The sequence below is a fragment of the Telluria mixta genome, assembly GCF_029223865.1.
Lineage (GTDB): Bacteria > Pseudomonadota > Gammaproteobacteria > Burkholderiales > Burkholderiaceae_D > Telluria > Telluria mixta.
Genome location: NZ_CP119520.1, coordinates 3,424,088 through 3,441,704 on the forward strand (window position 1 = coordinate 3,424,088; position 17,617 = coordinate 3,441,704).

General features: G+C 64.9%; 17 protein-coding genes. 4 read left to right on the plus strand and 13 right to left on the minus strand.

Features of this window, described 5'->3' with window-relative positions; genetic code table 11:
* Positions 1-14 precede the first annotated feature (14 nt).
* The 4 genes from flgJ to P0M04_RS15215 all read left to right on the plus strand — a co-directional run bounded on the left by flgJ (position 15) and on the right by P0M04_RS15215 (position 5,925).
* Positions 15-983, plus strand: coding sequence for a flagellar assembly peptidoglycan hydrolase FlgJ (gene flgJ / locus P0M04_RS15200; RefSeq protein WP_259450078.1), 969 nt, complete (start codon positions 15-17; stop codon positions 981-983).
* Between the two features lie 75 nt (positions 984-1,058).
* Entirely contained in the window at positions 1,059-3,008 is a 1,950-nt protein-coding gene (gene flgK, locus P0M04_RS15205; RefSeq protein WP_259450079.1) for a flagellar hook-associated protein FlgK, read from the plus strand.
* A 16-nt stretch (positions 3,009-3,024) separates the two neighbouring features.
* Positions 3,025-4,254, plus strand: coding sequence for a flagellar hook-associated protein FlgL (flgL, locus tag P0M04_RS15210; protein WP_259450080.1), 1,230 nt, complete (start codon positions 3,025-3,027; stop codon positions 4,252-4,254).
* 324 nt (positions 4,255-4,578) lie between these two features.
* Positions 4,579-5,925 (plus strand): IS4 family transposase, encoded by a 1,347-nt coding sequence (locus P0M04_RS15215; RefSeq protein WP_281042422.1) that lies wholly within the window; start codon positions 4,579-4,581, stop codon positions 5,923-5,925.
* 30 nt (positions 5,926-5,955) lie between these two features.
* Here the strand turns inward: P0M04_RS15215 and fliR are convergent, their stop codons facing one another.
* The 13 genes from fliR to fliF form a co-directional block, all read right to left on the minus strand.
* Entirely contained in the window at positions 5,956-6,777 is an 822-nt protein-coding gene (gene fliR / locus P0M04_RS15220) for a flagellar biosynthetic protein FliR (protein WP_259451712.1), read from the minus strand.
* A 127-nt stretch (positions 6,778-6,904) separates the two neighbouring features.
* Positions 6,905-7,174 carry a flagellar biosynthesis protein FliQ gene (gene fliQ / locus P0M04_RS15225; protein WP_105379036.1) on the minus strand — a complete coding sequence of 90 codons (270 nt, stop codon included), beginning with the start codon at positions 7,172-7,174 and terminating at the stop codon, positions 6,905-6,907.
* Between the two features lie 10 nt (positions 7,175-7,184).
* Positions 7,185-7,928: a flagellar type III secretion system pore protein FliP gene (fliP, locus tag P0M04_RS15230; protein ID WP_105379037.1), complete on the minus strand. Its 744-nt coding sequence runs from the start codon at positions 7,926-7,928 to the stop codon at positions 7,185-7,187.
* Positions 7,928-8,569, minus strand: a complete 642-nt coding sequence (fliO, locus tag P0M04_RS15235; protein ID WP_259451711.1) for a flagellar biosynthetic protein FliO — start codon at positions 8,567-8,569, stop codon at positions 7,928-7,930. Before fliO ends, fliP begins: the two co-directional genes overlap by 1 nt.
* Positions 8,570-8,727: 158 nt before the next feature.
* On the minus strand, positions 8,728-9,153 hold the full coding sequence (gene fliN, locus P0M04_RS15240) for a flagellar motor switch protein FliN (RefSeq protein ID WP_105379039.1): 426 nt from the start codon (positions 9,151-9,153) through the stop codon (positions 8,728-8,730).
* Positions 9,154-9,171: 18 nt separating this feature from the next.
* A complete protein-coding gene (gene fliM / locus P0M04_RS15245) occupies positions 9,172-10,155 on the minus strand; it encodes a flagellar motor switch protein FliM (RefSeq protein WP_036233788.1) in 984 nt (327 codons plus the stop codon).
* Between the two features lie 27 nt (positions 10,156-10,182).
* Positions 10,183-10,725, minus strand: a complete 543-nt coding sequence (gene fliL, locus P0M04_RS15250) for a flagellar basal body-associated protein FliL (protein WP_259451710.1) — start codon at positions 10,723-10,725, stop codon at positions 10,183-10,185.
* Positions 10,726-10,935: 210 nt separating this feature from the next.
* The gene (locus P0M04_RS15255; RefSeq protein ID WP_259451709.1) at positions 10,936-12,228 is read right to left on the minus strand and encodes a flagellar hook-length control protein FliK; all 1,293 of its coding nucleotides are present in this window, start codon (positions 12,226-12,228) and stop codon (positions 10,936-10,938) included.
* A gap of 30 nt (positions 12,229-12,258) precedes the next feature.
* Positions 12,259-12,699: a flagellar export protein FliJ gene (gene fliJ, locus P0M04_RS15260; RefSeq protein ID WP_259451708.1), complete on the minus strand. Its 441-nt coding sequence runs from the start codon at positions 12,697-12,699 to the stop codon at positions 12,259-12,261.
* A 36-nt stretch (positions 12,700-12,735) separates the two neighbouring features.
* Positions 12,736-14,124: a flagellar protein export ATPase FliI gene (gene fliI / locus P0M04_RS15265; protein ID WP_281042423.1), complete on the minus strand. Its 1,389-nt coding sequence runs from the start codon at positions 14,122-14,124 to the stop codon at positions 12,736-12,738.
* The gene (locus tag P0M04_RS15270; protein ID WP_259451707.1) at positions 14,121-14,801 is read right to left on the minus strand and encodes a flagellar assembly protein FliH; all 681 of its coding nucleotides are present in this window, start codon (positions 14,799-14,801) and stop codon (positions 14,121-14,123) included. The genes fliI and P0M04_RS15270 overlap by 4 nt, the downstream gene beginning before the upstream one ends.
* A gap of 44 nt (positions 14,802-14,845) precedes the next feature.
* Complete coding sequence (gene fliG, locus P0M04_RS15275; RefSeq protein ID WP_259451706.1) at positions 14,846-15,856, minus strand: flagellar motor switch protein FliG; 1,011 nt, start codon at positions 15,854-15,856, stop codon at positions 14,846-14,848.
* On the minus strand, positions 15,856-17,541 hold the full coding sequence (gene fliF, locus P0M04_RS15280) for a flagellar basal-body MS-ring/collar protein FliF (protein ID WP_259451705.1): 1,686 nt from the start codon (positions 17,539-17,541) through the stop codon (positions 15,856-15,858). The genes fliG and fliF overlap by 1 nt, the downstream gene beginning before the upstream one ends.
* Positions 17,542-17,617: the final 76 nt, after the last annotated feature.

A 17,617-nucleotide genomic window follows, 5' to 3' on the forward strand; every position in this document is an offset into this window, starting at 1 on the left:
CCATCGAGGCCACCATGCTCGGTTCCACTTCCGACCTGTCCAGTAAATTTGCGCTCGACGCCAACAGCCTCGGCGACCTCAAGCAATCTGCGAAAGCCGGCTCGCCGGAAGCGCTGAAGGGTGCCGCGACGCAGTTCGAATCCATGTTCGTCAACATGATGATGAAGAGCATGCGCGACGCGACACCGCAGGACGGCATGACGGACAGCCAGGAAACGAAGACGTTCACGGGCATGCTGGACCAGCAGATGAGCCAGAAAATGGCCAAGCGCGGCATCGGCCTGGCCGACGTGCTCGTGCGCCAGCTGACCGTGCAGCAGAAGGGCCAGCAGCTGATGCAGGACATGAACAAGCAGGCCCTGGGCATCGGTGGCGAACAGCAGGCGGCTGCCGCCGGCGGCGCCGCGGCCCTGCGCATGCAGCGCGATGCCGACACGATGCCGACCGACGGCGTCGCACTGAATGGAAAAAGCGGCGCGGCCGGCGTGACGGGCGCCGCCCGCGGCACGGACAACGCCAGCAAGCCGGCGCACGTGCGCGCGTTCCAGGAAAAGCTGGCCGACGCCGCCGAGGAAGCGGAACAGGTGACGGGCGTGCCGGCGAAGTTCATGATGGGCCAGGCCGCGCTGGAAACCGGCTGGGGCCGCCGCGTGATCCGCAATGCGGACGGCACCTCCAGCAACAACCTGTTCGGCATCAAGGCCGGCCCGGGCTGGAAGGGCAAGGTGGCAACGGCCGTCACGACGGAATACATCAACGGCAAGCCGCACTCACGCGTGGAAAAATTCCGCGCCTACGATTCGCATGCGGACGCATTCAAGGACTACGCCCGCATGCTGAGCAACAACCCGCGCTACGAAAAAGTGCTGGCGCACGGCGGCGACGCGTCCACGTTCGCGCACGGCCTGCAGCGCGCCGGCTATGCGACCGACCCGCAGTACGCGGCCAAGCTGTCGCGCATCATCAAGCATTCGCTGGCGTGATGGGTGATGCGAAAAGAACAAGAATAAAGTTTTGGCGGAACTTGCCGTCAATGACATAGCAGAAAGAAAACCACCATGTCCCTCCTCAGCATCGGCAAGACCGGTTTGTACGCCGCCCAGGCAGGCCTGGCGACGACCGGCAACAACATCACCAACGCCAACGTGGCCGGCTACAGCCGCCAGGTGGCGGTGCAGTCGACTGCGATCTCGATGGGGGGCTCGAACGGTTATATCGGTACCGGCACGCAGATCGCGCAGGTCAAGCGCTATTCGGACGACTTCCTGAACGCCCAGGTGCGCACGGCCCAGGCATCGAGCAGCGGGCTGGACGCCTATCAGGCGCAGGTCCAGCAGATCGACAACCTGCTGGCCGACACGACGTCCGGCCTGTCGCCGGCGCTGCAGGACTTCTTCTCCGCCGTGCAGAACCTCACGGGCGACGGCGCGGGCGTGTCGTCGCGCGGCTCGTTCATGACGTCGGCCGACACGCTGGCCGCCCGCTTCCAGAGCATGACTGGCCGCCTGGAGGAGATCCGCAAGGGCGTGAACACCCAGCTGACCGCGAGCGTCACGACGATCAACACGTATGCCAAGCAGATCGCCCAGCTGAACGACAAGATCGGCCAGCTGACGGAGGCCGGCGGCCTGAACCCGCCGAACGACCTGCTGGACAAGCGCGACCAGCTGATCATGGACCTGAACAAGCAGGTCAAGGCCACCGTCGTGCCGGGCGATAACTACAGCCTGACCGTATCGATCGGCAACGGCCAGCCGCTCGTCGTCGGCGTGAACGCCTTCGAGCTGGCGGCGACGAATTCGCCGACGGACCAGACCCGCGTGACGATCGGTTACGTCACCCACGGCAAGGTCACGCCGATGGCCGAGAGCGCGCTCACCGGCGGCGAACTGGGCGCCGTGCTGCAGTTCCGCAGCCAGTCGCTGGACCTCGCGCAGAATTCGCTGGGCCGCGTCGCGATCGCCGTGGCCACGACGATGAACGACCAGAACAAACTCGGCCTGGACGGCAACGGCAACCCGGGCGGCGACATCTTCAGCATCGCGCCGGCCGACGTGACGAAGAACGTCAACAACAACCAGACGAGTACCACGGCGATCAAGGCCACGGTCGTGGACGCCACGCAGCTCACGACGAGCAACTACAAGGTCGACTTCGACGGCACGAATTACAACGTGTACCGCCTGGCGGACAACAAGAAGACGGTGATCTCGCCGTTCCCGCAGACCCAGCCGCAGGTCATCGACGGCCTCGCGTTCGACATCTCGGGCGCCGCCGACTCGGGCGACAATTTCCTCGTGCGTCCGACGCAGAACGGCGCCGCCAACTTCAAGCTGGCGCTGACGGACGGCGCGCAGATCGCGGCCGCCGCGCCGATCGCCACGAGCGTCCCGCTGACCAACAGCGGCACGGGCAAGATCAGCGCGGGTTCGGTCGACAAGAATTACCTGGGTTCGCCGCTGACCAGCACCGTCACGCTCGCCTTCGACAAGGCGACGGGGACGATGTCCGGCTTTCCGGCCGGTCAAAACGTCAGCATGACGCTGAACGGCACGACGACGACGTACCCGGCCGGCACCAACCCGCCCTTCAAGGACGGCGCCAGCTACACGGTGGCCGGCATGAGCTTTACCATGAACGGTGCGCCCGGCAACGGCGACAAGTTCACCATCGCGCCGAACTCAGGCCTGGGCGATACCCGCAACGCCGGCCTGATGGGCGACCTGCAATCGAAGAACATCCTCGACGGCGGCAAGGCCACGTACCAGTCGGCCTATGCGACGCTGGTGTCCACGATCGGCAACAAGACGCGCGAAGTGCAGGCCAATGCCGAAGCCGCGGCGGCCCAGCTGACGCAGGCGGAGGCCGCCGCCAACAATGTCTCCGGCGTCAACCTCGACGAAGAGGCCGCCAACCTGCTCAAGTACCAGCAGGCGTACCAGGCGTCGGGCAAGGTGATGCAGATCGCCGATACGATCTTCAACGCGCTGCTGCAGATCGGCCATTGATTAACGGAGCCACGCCATGACCTTACGCATCAGCACCAACGCGATCTACCAGGCCGGGACCACGCAGATCAATACGCTGCAAAGCCAGATGGCCAAGACGCAGATGCAGCTGTCGACGAACAAGCGCATGCTGTCGGCCGCCGACGATCCGATCGGCTCGGCGAAGGCGCTCGAACTGACGCAGTCGCAGTCGATGAACACGCAGTTCGGCACCAACCGCACGAACGCGACATCGTCGCTGTCGCTGGTCGACAAGACGCTTTCCGACGTGTCGGGCCAGATCCAGGACATCCAGACGCTGATCGTCACCGCCGGCAACGGGGGCTACACGCAGAGCGACCGCGAAGCGCTGGCCACCGAGCTGGAAGGGCGCATGGCCGACCTGCTCGGCTCGGCCAACACGACGGACGGCACCGGCACCTATCTGTTTTCCGGCTACAAGACGACCACGCAACCGTTCACCCAGACCCCGACGGGCGCGACGTACCAGGGCGACCAGGGCCAGCGCATGCTGCAGGTCGGCTCGGCGCGCAAGATGGCGATCAGCGAAAGCGGCAGCGCCATCTTCGAGGCGAACGTCACCGGCAACGGCAGCTTCGTCACGCAGGCCGCGGGCACGAACACGGGCGCGGGCATCATCTCGCCGGGCGCCGTGACGGACGCGACCAAGCTGACGGGCCACGACTACGCGATCGATTTCCAGGTCACGGGCACGCCGGCCGTGACGACCTACACGGTGACGGACAACTCGACGTCGCCCGCAAGCGCCGTGCTGAGCAATCAGCCCTACACGGCGGGCGCCGCGATCGCCTTCGACGGCATGTCGTTCGACATCAAGGGCGCCCCGGCCAACGGCGACAAGTTCAGCGTGCAGCCGAGCCAGAAGCAATCCGTGTTCACGACGATCACGAACCTGATCCAGACCCTGCGCAGCCCGTCCATCGGCTCGAACGGCAAGGCCGCGCTGGCGAACAACCTGAACACGGCCAGCCTGAACATGAAGAACGCGCTGGACAACGTGCTCACCGTACAAGCCTCGGTGGGCGCGCGCCTGAAGGAAGTCGATTCGCTGGACAGCACGGGCGACGACCTCAACGTCCAGTACCAGACCACGCTGAGCGGCCTGCAGGACCTGGACATGGTCAAGGCGATTTCGCTGTACACCCAGCAGCAACAGACGCTGCAGGCGGCCCAGGTGTCGTTCAAGACAATGTCCGGCCTCTCTCTCTTCAACTACATTTCCTAAAACCGGGGTCAGAGCCCGGTTCTAGGCAATTTCTCCGATTCGGGGTCAGACCCCGTTTTCTGGAAACTTCGGGGTCAGAGCACATTTTGGGGTAAATGCTTGGCGTCACCACCGCCATGACAATCGATGTCGTTCAACGGCACTGCTTCCTGCAGCGGCATTGTGGTCAATGACGGAATGAACGCGTGGCCGAAGGCGGATATGACCGCGGAGACATTGCACGAAAATGTGCTCTGACCCCGAATTTCGCGAAAAATGTGCTCTGACCCCAATGCCGGTCACTTAAGGACTTGACCGACGCGATCCAAGGGCTAGAACGGATTTATGTTCAACGTAAATCCGTTTTCTATCATGGCTCTGCAACTTGACCTGGATTACTCGGCCTCGCTGACGCCGCAGGAATTTGACCGTTTCGCCAGCCTTATCGATCCGGCGTGGATCGATGAGGCTTTGCAACAGACTGGCACTGTGTCGGTGCGTCGTCGTCGGTTACCGGCCGATCGGATGGTCTGGCTGGTAATTGGACTGGCATTGTTTCGAAACGAGCCGATCTGGCATATCGTCAAACAGCTCGATCTTGCCGATGGCCCGGCAGCCAGCACACCTGTCCCCAGTGCTTCAGTGGCGGGGCGTGAGCGTTTAGGCGAAGCCCCATTGGAATGGCTGTTCAAGCGGACGGCAAGCTGCTGGGGTGAGCGTGCCCCAGCGGAGAGTGCGCTGTTTCATGGCCTGCGCAGTTATGCTGTTGATGGCGTGGTCTGGTCGGTGCCGAGCACGCCAGAAAACGAAAGGGAGTTTGGCCGGCCCCGGGGAGGTGACGGACGTGATGGCGCTTGGCCGCAATTGCGTGCCGTCTGCCTGATGGATACCCACAGTCACCTGCTGCGCGCGGTCGACTTCGGAGAGTGCCAGACAGGTGAGCTGAGCTATGCAAAGACACTGATACAGGCTGCGCCTGATAACTCGCTCACGATTTTTGATCGAGCCTATTTCTCGGCCGCGTTTCTACTGGACTGGCAACGGTCGGGCCTGCAAAAGCATTGGCTGATACGCACCAAAACCTCGCTGTGTTATGAGGTAGTCTGCCAGGTGGCTCCCGGTGACTGTCTGGTACGGCTTCCCGTCTCACCTCAGGCGCGTCGGCAGCATCCGGATCTTCCCTCGCACTGGCAGGCTAGACTGATCGAATGCACGGTGGGCGGACAGCCTCGACGATTTCTCACCTCGCTGTGCGATGCGCATCGTTTCCCCGCGCGTGACGTCGCCGCACACTACGTGCAGCGATGGGAGATCGAACTCGGTTTCAGGGAAATGAAGCAAGGCATGCTGAAAAAAGCGCCTGTCCTGCGCAGCAGGCTGCCGGAACTCGTGCGCCAGGAAGTATGGGGAATGTTGATCGCCTACAACCTGCTGCGCCATGAAATTGCCCAGATGGCCACTGAACTGAACGTGCCGCCGCAGCGCCTCAGCTTCCAATGGCTGGCCCTGGCCATCGTTACCGCGCTGTACCACTGGCCGCTCGAAACACCCGGCACCTTCCCCAAGCGATTGGCATGGCTACGTGAACAAGCACGTGCCTACCTTCTACCAGAGCGACGAACACGCTCATATCCGAGAACAATAAAATCCAGGAAATCCAAGTACTCAACAAAACATGCCAGCCCCGCTTAACTGACTGGCATTAGCTCTGACCCCGAATTTTTATCGTGGGGCGGCTGGTGGCGGTGGCTGCCCCGGCCGTTGGCCGCCCACGCGCGGGATCCTGCGGCCCGCCTCGATCCCCTGGTTGAACAGGTTTTGCAGCGGCGTGCCCAGGTACGGCAGCGTGAGGCTGATGATGAGGAAGCCGGCGCCCAGGGTGATCGGGAAGCCGATGCCGAACAGGTTCAGCTGCGGCGCCGCGCGCGTGAGGATCGCCAGTGCGATGTTGGTGATGAGCATGGCGGCGACGATCGGCATCGCGATCTGCAGGCCGGCCGAGAACACGCGGCTGCCCCAGCGCATCATTTCCAGCGGTGCGGACAGCGACATCGGCGTGGCCGAGATCGGCAGCGTGAAAAAGCTTTCCGCCAGCGCCTCGATCAGCACGAGGTGGGCATTCATGGCGAGGAAGGCCATCGTCGCGACGAGCGCGAGGAACTGGCTGATGGCCGACGAGCGGCCGGCCGAGCTGGGATCGAAGAACGTGGCGAACGAAAAGCCCATCGTCGAGCTGGCGACCTCGCCCGCGAATTCGATGGCGGCGAACACGAGGCGCATGGCGAAGCCCATCGCGACGCCGATCAGGAGCTCCTGCGCGACGATCAGGATGCCCGCCCACGACGTCGGATCGACGAGCGGTACGGGCGGAAGCGTGGGGCCGATGATCGTGGCCAGCAGCACGCCGAGCGTCGTCTTGATGAGGATGGGCACGGCCGTGTTGCCGAACACGGGCGCCACCGCGACGAGGCCGAGGATGCGCGTCAGCGGCCACAACAGGCCGCCGATCCACGCATAGAGTTCGGTAGTCGTAAAGGAAATCATGCCGGGGTTTCGGGTAGGGTGGACAGCTCCACCACACTGTCGGCATCGCGGCGCCGCAAGCGCTGCCCACGCGTGACGCCCGCGTGGCCCGCGGCCGTGTTCGAAGCCAGGGCCACGCGCGGCACCATCACCCGATCATCTGCGGAATGCCGCTGAACAGGTTGCGCATGTAGTCGGTCATGACCGAGATCATCCACGGCCCCGCGAGCACGAGCGCGATGAAAACGCCGATCAGCTTGGGAATGAAGGACAGGGTCTGTTCGTTGATCTGCGTGGCAGCCTGGAAGATGCTGACGACGAGGCCGATGACGAGCGCGACGAGCAGCAGCGGCGCCGACACCATCAGCGTGACTTCCATGGCCGTGCGGCCCATCGCGATGACGCTTTCCGGAGTCATTTCGTCCTCTCTAGTAAAAACTCTGGGACAACGAGCCCAGCAGCAACTGCCAGCCATCGACGAGCACGAACAGCATCAGCTTGAACGGCAGCGAGATCACGGCCGGCGACATCATCATCATACCCATCGACATCAGCACGGACGCGACGACCATATCGATGATGAGGAACGGGATGAAGATGGCGAAGCCGATCTGGAATGCAGTCTTGAGCTCGCTCGTGATGAAGGCGGGAATCAGCACGCGCAGCGGCACGTCTTCCGGACCCTGCAGCGCGGGCGTGCGCGAGATCTTGACGAACAGGGCGAGGTCGGACTGGCGCGTCTGCTTCAGCATGAACCCCTTCAGCGGCGCGGCGGCCTTGTCCATCGCCTCGCCCATCTGGATGCGGTTTTCCTGCAGCGGCACGTACGCTTCCGTGTAGATGCGGTCGAACGTCGGCCCCATCACGAACAGGGTGAGGAACAGCGCGAGGCCCACCATCACCTGGTTCGGTGGCGCCGTCTGCGTGCCGAGCGCCTGGCGCAGCAGGGAGAGCACGATGATGATGCGCGTAAAACTCGTCATCATCAGCAGCGCGGCGGGGATGAACGTCAGCGCCGTCATCAGCAGCAGCGTCTGCACCGGCAGCGAGTAGGCGGTGCCGCCGCCCGGGGCCGCGCTCGTCGTGAAAGCGGGGATGGCGGGGGCCGCCACCGCCGCCGCCAGCGGCAGGGCCACGAGGCCCGTCGCCAGCAAGAGTCGTTTATTCAGCATCACTTGCGTTTGTCGATCGTTTGTTTGAGCCAGTCGGCGAAGCTGTGCGCGGCCGGCGCCGCATTTTCTTGCCGGGCAAGCGCGGCGTGAGCGTTGGTATCGCCATTCTGCCCGTCCTGGCGCGGCATTGTCGCCAGCGCGTTGATGCGGCCGGGTGATGCACCGACCACGATCCATTCATTGCCCACTTCGACCACCACGATGCGCTCGCGGCCGCCGAGGTTCAGCGAGCCGACGACGCGCAGGTTCGCGTTACCGCCGCCGACCTTGGGCCCGTAGCGCTTGAGGAACCAGGCGAGGGCGCCCAGCACGGCCAGCACGAGGATCAGCGCGAACAGTGTCTGCAACAGGCTGCCCGTCGATGAGCCGGCCGGCATCGTGACCGGCGGAACGGCCGTGCCCGGCGTGGCGGGACGCGGGGCGACGACGTCGGGCTGCGTGGCGGGGACTGCCGCGCCGGTGGGTGCGGCGGTGGTGTCAGGCTGGACGGTGGGCGTCGGCGCAGCGGATGGCGCGCCGGTGCCGGCGACTGCCCGCGGTTGTGCATTCGCAGCGGGCGCGGGCGAGGTGGCCGAGGTGGCGTGTTGGACTTGCTGGGTCGTCTGCTGAGCAGGGGCCGTCGCCGCCGCAGGTTCGGTCAAGACGGGCGCAGGTGCCGATGCAGGTGCCTGCGCAGCTGCCGTCGTCGCAGCCGCCGGTGCAGTATCGGCCGACCGTCCCGCTGCCTGCCCAGGCCCCGGCTGGGCCGCGCAGGCGGCCAGCGGAAGCGCGAGGGCGAGGGTGGTCAGCAGGCGTGCCGTCATTTGTTGAGCTTGCGGATGCGCTCCGACGGGGTGATGATGTCGGTGAGGCGGATACCGAACTTGTCGTTCACGACCACCACCTCGCCCTGGGCGATCAGGCAGCCGTTGACGAGCACGTCCATCGGCTCACCCGCCAGGCCATCCAGTTCGACCACGGAACCCTGCGCGAGTTGCAGCAGGTTCTTGATGGCGATCTTGGTGCGGCCCAGTTCCACCGTCAGCTGGACGGGGATGTCGAGGATGAAGTCGATGTCGTTGGGCGTCTCCGGACGGGGGCCCTTGTTCGAGAAATCCTTGAACACGGCGGCCGAGGCCGCCTGCTGCTGGTTGGCCAGCGCAGCGGCTTCCGCGGCGGCCTGTTCGGCGATCGCTGCGCCCCAATCGTCGTCGAGACTGCCTTGGTCGTCTTGAGTGTCGGACATGTTTCTCTCCTGTGTTGCTTACTTGTTGAAGGTTTCGCTGTTCGCCAGCAGTTTTTCGACCTTCAGCGCATATTGTCCGTTGAACACGCCGTAGCTGCAGTCCATGACGGGCACGCCGTCCACGGTGGCCTGGAGCGTTTCCGGGACCGAGATCGGGATCACGTCGCCGACCTTCATGTTCAGGATTTCGTCGAAATTGGCCTTGCCGTGGCCCAGCACGGCCACCAGTTCCACTTCCGCCACCTGGATCTGCTGCGTCAGCAGGCGGATCCAGCGCTTGTCGACTTCCAGCGCCTCGCCCTGGATGCTCGACGTCAGCGCGTCGCGGATCGGTTCGACCATCGAATAGGGCATGCAGAAGTGGATCTGGCCCGACACTGAACCGAGCTCGATGGTGAAAGTGCACGATACCACGACTTCGTTCGGGGTGGCGATGTTCGCGAACTGCGTGTTCATCTCCGAGCGGATGTACTCGAATTCGATCGGGTACACCGGTTCCCACGACTTGGCATACGCCTCGAACACGATGTCGAGGATGCGCATGATGATGCGTTGTTCGGTCTGCGTGAAATCGCGGCCTTCCACGCGCGTGTGGAAGCGGCCGTCGCCGCCGAACAGGTTGTCCACGAGCAGGAACACGAGGCCCGGGTCGAACACCATCAGGGCCGTGCCGCGCAGCGGCTTCATGTGGACAAGGTTCAGGTTGGTCGGCACGACGAGGTTACGGATGAACTCGCTGTACTTCGACACGCGCACCGACCCCACCGACACTTCGGCGGAGCGGCGCAAAAAGTTGAACAGGCCGACGCGCAGATACCTGGCGAAACGCTCGTTGATGATCTCGAGCGTCGGCATGCGGCCGCGGACGATCCGCTCCTGCGTTGCCAGGTTATACGTGCGGACTCCCGAGGTGTCTTCAGGCGTCGCGACGTCGTCCTGATCGCCGTTGACCCCTTTTAGGAGGGCATCGACTTCTTCCTGTGAGAGAAAATTATCGGCCATGCTGCTTTTACCGTAATGACTTCTGCTTTACTGGATGATAAAGGAAGTGAAGAGAACGTCCGACACTTCCTGTTCGTCACCGTGCGGCACGAACGGTTCGTTGACCGCCGCGAGGATCTCGCCGGCCAGTTGCTGCTTGCCTTCCACCGTGCTGATCTCGGACGCCTTCTTGCCCGACAACAGCAGCAGCACGCGGCTGCGCACCTTGGCCATGTTGGCCTTGATGAGCTCGACCTGCTCCGGACCCTCGACCTGCAGGGTGAACGCGACCTGCAGATATTGATCGCCGTGCTCCGGCTGCAAGTTGACCGTGAAGGCGTCGACAGCCACGTATTCGGGCGGTGCCTCGTCCTTCTTCTTTTTCTTGCTGCTCGAGTGTTCCTTCTTGGCCGGTTCGGCCGCCGCTTCCGCGCTGCTGCCGTGCATGAAGTACCAGCCGGCACCCCCGCCCAGGCCGAGCACGACCACGGCCGCGCCGATCATGATGAACAGCTTGCCTTTACCGCCGCTGGCTGCCGGTGCCGCCGCATCCGCTTTCGGATCGGCTTTGATTTTTGGATTCGCTTTCAAGAGTCTTCGGTCCCACTGTTGGATCGTCCCGTCATTATGTCATTATCGAGAAAAAGTGAGCAGCGGCAACGGTCGAAAAGAAGGAGGAACCTGGGGTATCTCGTTGTTTCTTGACGGATTTGTTGTCGAGGCTGTATCCCTGGACGTGAAAAGGGTGATCGATGCCACGCAGCGATCACCCCATCTGGTTGTCAATGACGCCAGAACTATTTACGCGAAGGTATCGACCACCCCGAGATCGCCGCTCCGTGCGATGCGCGTGGCTGGCCGGACCGTGGCTTCGCCCACCACCGTGCCCGCATCGTTGCCGCCCTGGCCGCGACCATTGTTGCGCCGGCCGAAGCCGTTCGACGCCATCGCCTGGTCCTGCTGCGCCTGGCCGCCGTTCGACATGCCCGCGTTGACGGTCGCATTGCCCAGCGCGATGCCGCTCTCCTTCATCATTTCCTGCAGGCGGGGCAGGGCGTTTTCCAGCGCCTGGCGGACTTCCAGCTGGTTTGCCGAGAACGTCACGTCGGCCTGGCCGTTGGAGACGGACAGCACCACCTGCAGCGGACCCAGGTCCGGCGGGTTGAGGGTCAGCGACGCGGTCTGGTCCTCGGCACCGACCATGTAGATGACCTTCTGGCCGACCTGGTCGTTCCACGCATCCGTGCCGACGTGGGCCGACAGCTCTTCGCTGGCCGCAGCCGCGGCCTGGGCCGCTTCCAGCATGGCCGGCTGCAGCTGGGCCGCCGCGACGGTCGCCACCGGTGCCTGTTCCTTCTGGGCGAGCAGCGCGGCGTCGCGCGCCTGCTGCAGGCTGAATTCGGCGGGATCCAGCTGCGGCTTGACTTCCGCCTTGACATTGCCCAGCGCGGCGCGCAGGTCGGCCGAGGCCGCCGCCTTGTCCGCGCCGAGGTCGGCACCGGCGGCCGCGAGGGCCGGGTTCTTGATCGACGTGGCCGAGAAGGTCCTGGCGCCGGCTACGTCCGTGCCGGCTTCCTTCGACACCGACTTCATCGCGGCCTGCAGCGCGGCCAGCTGGCCGGCGTCCGTGCGCTTGCCCTTGCCGGACAGCGCGTCGAAAGCCTGGGCCGCGGTCGTCGTCTTGCCCGCGTCCGCGCCCGGCTTGTGCAGGCTTGCCATCAGCGCGAGCATCGCGCTGGCCGGGTCGCCCGCCTTGGCCGTGCTGTCGTCCTCGGCCTTGTCGTCGTCGGCCTTGGCGGTATCGTCCTTCGCATCGGCGGCATCCGCCTTGCTGTCGGCCGGCCTGGCGGCCTGCGGTGCGGCCTCGTCGGGCTGCGCAGACTTGTCCGCCTCGGCGGGCTTGGACGCCTCCTGCTTCGGGGCGGGCGCGGGGGCAGGTGCCGGCGCCGGCATGGACGCGAGTGTGCTGCGCTCCAGTTCGCCGCTCAGCATCGCGCTGAACTGGCTGCCGTCGCTGCCGCCATTGCCCGGGTTGTTCGGACGCTGGTTGATGCCGCTGGCCGTGTTGAGCTGGAGAGGGGAGGTCGTGTTCATGTCGCTAGTCGCTCAGGTTGGGTGGCGCGGTCAGCGCCTGGCGCGGACCGTGCGGGCCGCGTGGTCGTCCATCATCTTCTGGTCGCGCTTGTTTTCGATCGCGAGTGCCTCGGCGGCCGCGCGTTCGTTCAGGGTCCGGTATGACAGGCGCTTGCGCTCGCTTTCCTGCCAGCCCTTCTTTTCCATGTCGGCTTTGACACGCGCGTGCTTCAGCACTTCGCGCTGGCCGTCGATCGCCTGTTCCAGCTTGCCGAGGAAGGCGACGAAATTCTGGTACGCCAACGGGGTGATGCCTGCCATTTGCGCCGCGTCGAGCCGGTTCGCGTAGTCGTCGCGGTAGCCGAGCAGCATCTGCAGCTTCTGCTCTCCCTCGTCGACGGCCTTCAGCGCCGCGCCCAGGCGCTTCGCGCAGGCGTCGGACTCGCGCTGGGCGAGGTCGATCAGGGTGTCGAGTGCGGATGCGTTGGCCATGGTAGATCAAGTATACCGATGAGCTTTACCGGCCAATCAGCCGAACAGCGAGGTCAATTCCCCCAAGCTCTGCAGCATGCCGACGTTGTCGTGGATTTCCTGGCACAGGAAGGCCTCGATCCGTTCGTTCAAGGCGATGGCCTTGTCCAGCACCGGGTCCGTGCCGGGCGCGTAGGCGCCCACGCTGATCAGGTCGCGCGAACGCTCGTAGCGCGAATACAGCTGTTTCAAGGTGCGCGCGGCCTGCTGGTGCTCGCGCGACGTGATGCCGTGCATCGCGCGCGAGATCGATTGTTCGATGTCGATGGCGGGGTAGTGGCCCGCCTCGGCCAGTTTGCGGTTCAGCACGATGTGGCCGTCCAGGATACCGCGCGCCGCGTCGGCGATCGGGTCCTGCTGGTCGTCGCCTTCCGACAGCACGGTATAGAACGCCGTGATCGAGCCGCCGCCGGCCTGGCCGTTGCCCGCGCGCTCCACCAGCACGGGCAGTTTCGCGAACACGGACGGCGGATAGCCTTTCGTTGCCGGCGGTTCGCCGATGGCGAGGGCGATCTCGCGCTGGGCCATCGCGTAACGCGTGAGCGAATCCATGATCAGCAGGACGTTCCGGCCCTCGTCGCGGAAGTGTTCGGCGATGGCGGTGGCGTAGGCGGCGCCCTGCAGCCGCATCAGCGGCGGCGAGTCGGCCGGCGCGGCCACGACGGCCGAGCGGGCCAGGCCTTCCTCGCCGAGGATCTGCTCGATGAATTCCTTCACCTCGCGGCCCCGTTCGCCGATCAGGCCCACGACGATCACGTCCGCCGTCGTATAGCGCGCAATCATGCCCAGCAGCACGGATTTACCGACGCCAGTACCGGCGAACAGGCCGAGACGTTGCCCGCGGCCCACCGTCAGCATGGCATTGATGGCGCGCACGCCGACGTCCAGCGTTTCCGAGATCGGTACGCGGTCGAGCGGGTTGATGGGGCGCGCGTTCAGCGGCCCCATGTGTTCCGTGGAGACGGGGCCCTTGCCGTCCAGCGGGCGGCCGGCGCCGTCGACGACGCGGCCGAGCAGGCCCCAGCCGACGGGCAGGTGACGCGCGCGGTCCATCGGCCGGCGGCGCGGATGCGTCACGGTGCCGGGTTTCGGCATGCTCGCTTCGATCGGGAACACGCGCGAGCCGGGCACGACGCCTTCGACGTCCGACTGCGGCATCAGGAACAGGCGTTCGCCCTCGAAGCCGACGACTTCCGCCTCGATCCGGGCACCGGACGCGACCGGAATCATGCAGGCGGCGCCGACCGCGAGTTTCAGGCCGACACACTCCATCACGAGACCGGCCACGCGCGTGACGCGGCCCGACACCTGCATCGGCTCGACGAGATCGACCACGCTGCCGCAGTCGTTCAGGTAAGCCTTCCAGCGGCCGGTATGTGTGTTCATTCCAGCCAGTCCAGGTCCTTGCCCAGCGCATGCGTCAGGCGCTGCCAGCGTGCGCCGATCTGGGCGTCGATCTGGTTGCTGGCCGTGTCCACGCGGCAGCCGCCGCGCGCGATGTTGTCGTCTTCGACGATGCGCCAGCCGTTCTTGTCCAGCTCGTGGCCAATGCCGCTGCGAACGATCAGCGCGTCTTCCGGATGCAGCATCAGCAGGGCCGGCTGTTGCAGGTTCGGCAGGTAGTCGATGGCTTCGCGCACGACGGGGATGATCAGGTCCGGCTTCACGTCGAACGCCGTGCGCACCATGCCGCGCGCCAGGTGCAGCGCGAGTTCCAGCACGTCGTTGGAGATGGCTTCGTCGGCTTGCGTGACGGCGTCGCCGAACGTCGTGGCGAGTTCGCGCAGGTGTTCCAGTTCCTCGGCCGCTTCGGCGCGGCCGAGCGAGAGTCCTTCCTCGTAGCCGGCGGCATGGCCTTCGGCCTGGCCCGCTTCGAGACCTTCCGCATAGCCTTCGTCGCGCGCGGCGGCGCGGATCGCTTCGAGCTCTTCCGCGGTCGGCAGCTGGATCATGGACTCCGACTGGGGCGGCGGTTCGTACGCGCGCGCGGCGGCCGCGGCAGCGGCGGCTTCGGCTTCGCGCTGGGCACGGACGCTGGGACGCTCGTCGCCGAACGACGTCATTTCCCAGCGTTGATATGCAGACTGAAACTCTTTTGAGATAACCATCAGACGAACGAATCCTCACCTTTGCCGCCCAGCACGATCTGGCCTTCGTCGGCGAGACGCCGGACGATTTGCAGGATCTGCTTCTGCTGGGTTTCCACTTCAGACAGACGCACGGGACCTTTCGATTCCAGGTCTTCGCGCATCATTTCCGCCGCACGTTGCGACATGTTTTTGAAGATTTTATCGCGCAAGTCCTGCGACGCGCCTTTCAATGCGATGATCAGCATCTCCGACTGCACTTCGCGCAACAGCAGCTGGATGCCGCGGTCGTCGATATCGATGATGTTGTCGAACACGAACATCTCGTCCATGATCTTCTGCGCCATGTCGTTGTCGTAGTTCTTGATGTTCTCCATGACCGAGCTTTCCTGCTCGCCGCTCATGAAGTTCAGGATCTCGGCCGCGGTGCGCACGCCGCCCAGCGACGACTTCTTGATGTTCTCGTTGCCCGACAGCAGCTTGGTCAGCACGTCGTTCAGTTCGCGCAGCGCGGCCGGCTGCACGCCGTCCAGGGTGGCGATACGCAGCACGACGTCGTTGCGCAGGCGGTCCGTGAAATGGGCCAGCACTTCGCAGGCCTGGTCGCGCTCGAGGTGCACGAGGATCGTCGCGATGATCTGCGGGTGCTCGTTGCGGATCAGTTCCGCCACGGACGGCGAATCCATCCACTTCAGGCTCTCGATGCCGGAGGCGTCCTTGCCGCCCAGGATGCGGTTCAGCAGCACGGCGGCCTTGTCGTCGCCGAGGGCCTTGGTCAGCACCTGGCGGATGTACTCGTCCGAATCGAGGCCGACGGTCGACTGCAGGTCGACGCGCTCGCGGAATTCGCCCAGCACCGTGAGGACTTCCTCGTGCTGCACGGCCTTCATCTGCGCCATCGCGGCGCCCAGCTTGAGCACTTCGCGCGGGCCGAGGAACTTCATCACTTCGGCCGCTTCGGCCTCGCCCAGCGCCAGCATCAGGATGGCCGCCTTGGTCGTGCTTTCCTTGTCCTTGTCCTTGTCGCTCATTATTCAGTCCCCAGCCATTCCTTGATCACGTTGGCCACGATACGCGGATCGTTCTTCGCCATGTCTTTCGCCATTTCCAGGTTGCTCTTGTAGACCTGGACCTTCTGGTGTTCTTCCGCCTCGCGCAGCACGCGGGCTTCTTCTTCGGGATCCGGCTCCGGTTCCGGTTCCGGCTCTTCCGGTTCCGGCTCGGGCGGGATCGCCACGGCTTCGTCGAACTTCTTGATCGCCGGCTTGAGCAGCGGCCGCACGAAGCGGAACCACAGGAAGGCCAGCACGAGGGCGATGAAGACGTAGCGTGCGATGTCCTTCGCCAGCGGCAGGTTGGCGGGATCCTTCCACCAGTCCGGCGCCTGCTCTTCCGGCTTGTCGACGCCGTCGAACGGGGCGTTCGTCACGTTCAGCGTGTCGCCGCGCGCCTGGCTGTAGCCCATGGCCTGCTTGACCAGTTCGTTGATCTGCGCGACTTCGGCGGCGGTGAGCGGCTTGACGACGACCTTGCCCGTCTTCGGATCGATGCTGCGGCGGTAGTTCACCACCACGCCGACCGTCAGGCGCTGGATGCCGCCCATCGGCTTCTGCTCGTAGCGGATGGTCTTGTCGACTTCGTAATTGGTCGTGGCATCCTTGCGGCTCGGGCCGGTCGTCGTTGCCTGGCCTTGCGGCTGGGCGCCGCCTTCGAGCGGTGCGGTCGCCACGCCCGGCGGCTGGTTCGACAGCGCGCCCGGGATGCCGGACGGGTTCGTGCTGCCCGGACCGGTCTGCTCGGACGTCTGCTGGCTGCGGATCGCCTGCGGTTCCGGCGGCGAGTTCGGCTTGTACATCTCGGCCGCGGTGTCGGTCTGGGCGAAGTCGACTTCGGCCGTCGCTTCGGCACGCACGTTGTTCTGGCCCACGAGCGGGGCGATGATCGACTGGACCTGCTTGACGATGTTCTGCTGCAGCGCCTCGACGTACTTCAGCTGGTTCGGGTCGAGCTGCTTGCCGTTCTTGTTCGCGCTGTCCGACAGCAAGGTGCCGTTCTGGTCGACGACGGTCACGTTGGACGGCGTCAGTTCCGGGATCGACGAGGCCACCAGGTGCACGATGGCGCTGACCTGGGCCTGGTCAAGGGCGCGGCCCGGTTGCAGGTTCAGCAGCACGGAGGCGGTCGGCTTCTGCTGGTCGCGCACGAACACGGACGGCTTCGGCAGCGCCAGGTGCACGCGGGCCGACGAGACGGCGGCCAGCGACTGGATCGAATTGGCCAGCTCGCCCTCCAGCGAGCGCTGGTAGTTGACCTGCTCGACGAATTGCGACGTGCCCAGCTTCTGGTTCTCGAGCAGCTCGAAGCCGACGTTGCCGGCGCGCGGCAGGCCTTGCTGGGCCAGCTTCAGGCGCAGGTCGTGGATGCGGTCGGCCGGCACGAGGATCGCGCTGCCGCTCTCGGAGAATTTGTACTTGACCCCCATCTGGTCGAGCGATGCGGTGATGGCGCCGCCGTCCTTGTCGGTGTAGTTGGAGAACAGCACCTTGTATTCCGGCGCTGACGTCCACAGCCACAATGCGGCGACGATGGCCACCACGCCGGCGATGGCGCCGCCGATGACGATGCGTTTACCGTTCGTCGTCTGCCAGAACTTCGGCTTCTCGTCGGCCGGGGTTGCGATGTCGCTGTCGAGGAGTTCTTCCGCTGTCGTTGCCATGTTGGGGGGAGGGAATGGGTGTATGAACGCCATTATGGAGCCGTACGGCAACATTCAAACCCCGGAATAAGGCCCT

Excerpts from the sequence above, each read along its gene's own strand:
- fliJ (WP_259451708.1), bottom strand. The coding sequence starts at position 12,699 with ATGGCCAACGCATCCGCACTCGACACCCTGATCGACCTCGCCCAGCGC.
- flgJ (WP_259450078.1), top strand. The coding sequence starts at position 15 with ATGCTCGGTTCCACTTCCGACCTGTCCAGTAAATTTGCGCTCGACGCC.
- fliG (WP_259451706.1), bottom strand. The coding sequence starts at position 15,856 with ATGAGCGACAAGGACAAGGACAAGGAAAGCACGACCAAGGCGGCCATC.
- flgK (WP_259450079.1), top strand. The coding sequence starts at position 1,059 with ATGTCCCTCCTCAGCATCGGCAAGACCGGTTTGTACGCCGCCCAGGCA.
- P0M04_RS15215 (WP_281042422.1), top strand. The coding sequence starts at position 4,579 with ATGTTCAACGTAAATCCGTTTTCTATCATGGCTCTGCAACTTGACCTG.
- fliP (WP_105379037.1), bottom strand. The coding sequence starts at position 7,928 with ATGCTGAATAAACGACTCTTGCTGGCGACGGGCCTCGTGGCCCTGCCG.
- fliF (WP_259451705.1), bottom strand. The coding sequence starts at position 17,541 with ATGGCAACGACAGCGGAAGAACTCCTCGACAGCGACATCGCAACCCCG.
- fliQ (WP_105379036.1), bottom strand. The coding sequence starts at position 7,174 with ATGACTCCGGAAAGCGTCATCGCGATGGGCCGCACGGCCATGGAAGTC.
- P0M04_RS15270 (WP_259451707.1), bottom strand. The coding sequence starts at position 14,801 with ATGACGTCGTTCGGCGACGAGCGTCCCAGCGTCCGTGCCCAGCGCGAA.
- P0M04_RS15255 (WP_259451709.1), bottom strand. The coding sequence starts at position 12,228 with ATGAACACGACCTCCCCTCTCCAGCTCAACACGGCCAGCGGCATCAAC.
- flgL (WP_259450080.1), top strand. The coding sequence starts at position 3,025 with ATGACCTTACGCATCAGCACCAACGCGATCTACCAGGCCGGGACCACG.
- fliM (WP_036233788.1), bottom strand. The coding sequence starts at position 10,155 with ATGGCCGATAATTTTCTCTCACAGGAAGAAGTCGATGCCCTCCTAAAA.
- fliR (WP_259451712.1), bottom strand. The coding sequence starts at position 6,777 with ATGATTTCCTTTACGACTACCGAACTCTATGCGTGGATCGGCGGCCTG.
- fliN (WP_105379039.1), bottom strand. The coding sequence starts at position 9,153 with ATGTCCGACACTCAAGACGACCAAGGCAGTCTCGACGACGATTGGGGC.
- fliI (WP_281042423.1), bottom strand. The coding sequence starts at position 14,124 with ATGAACACACATACCGGCCGCTGGAAGGCTTACCTGAACGACTGCGGC.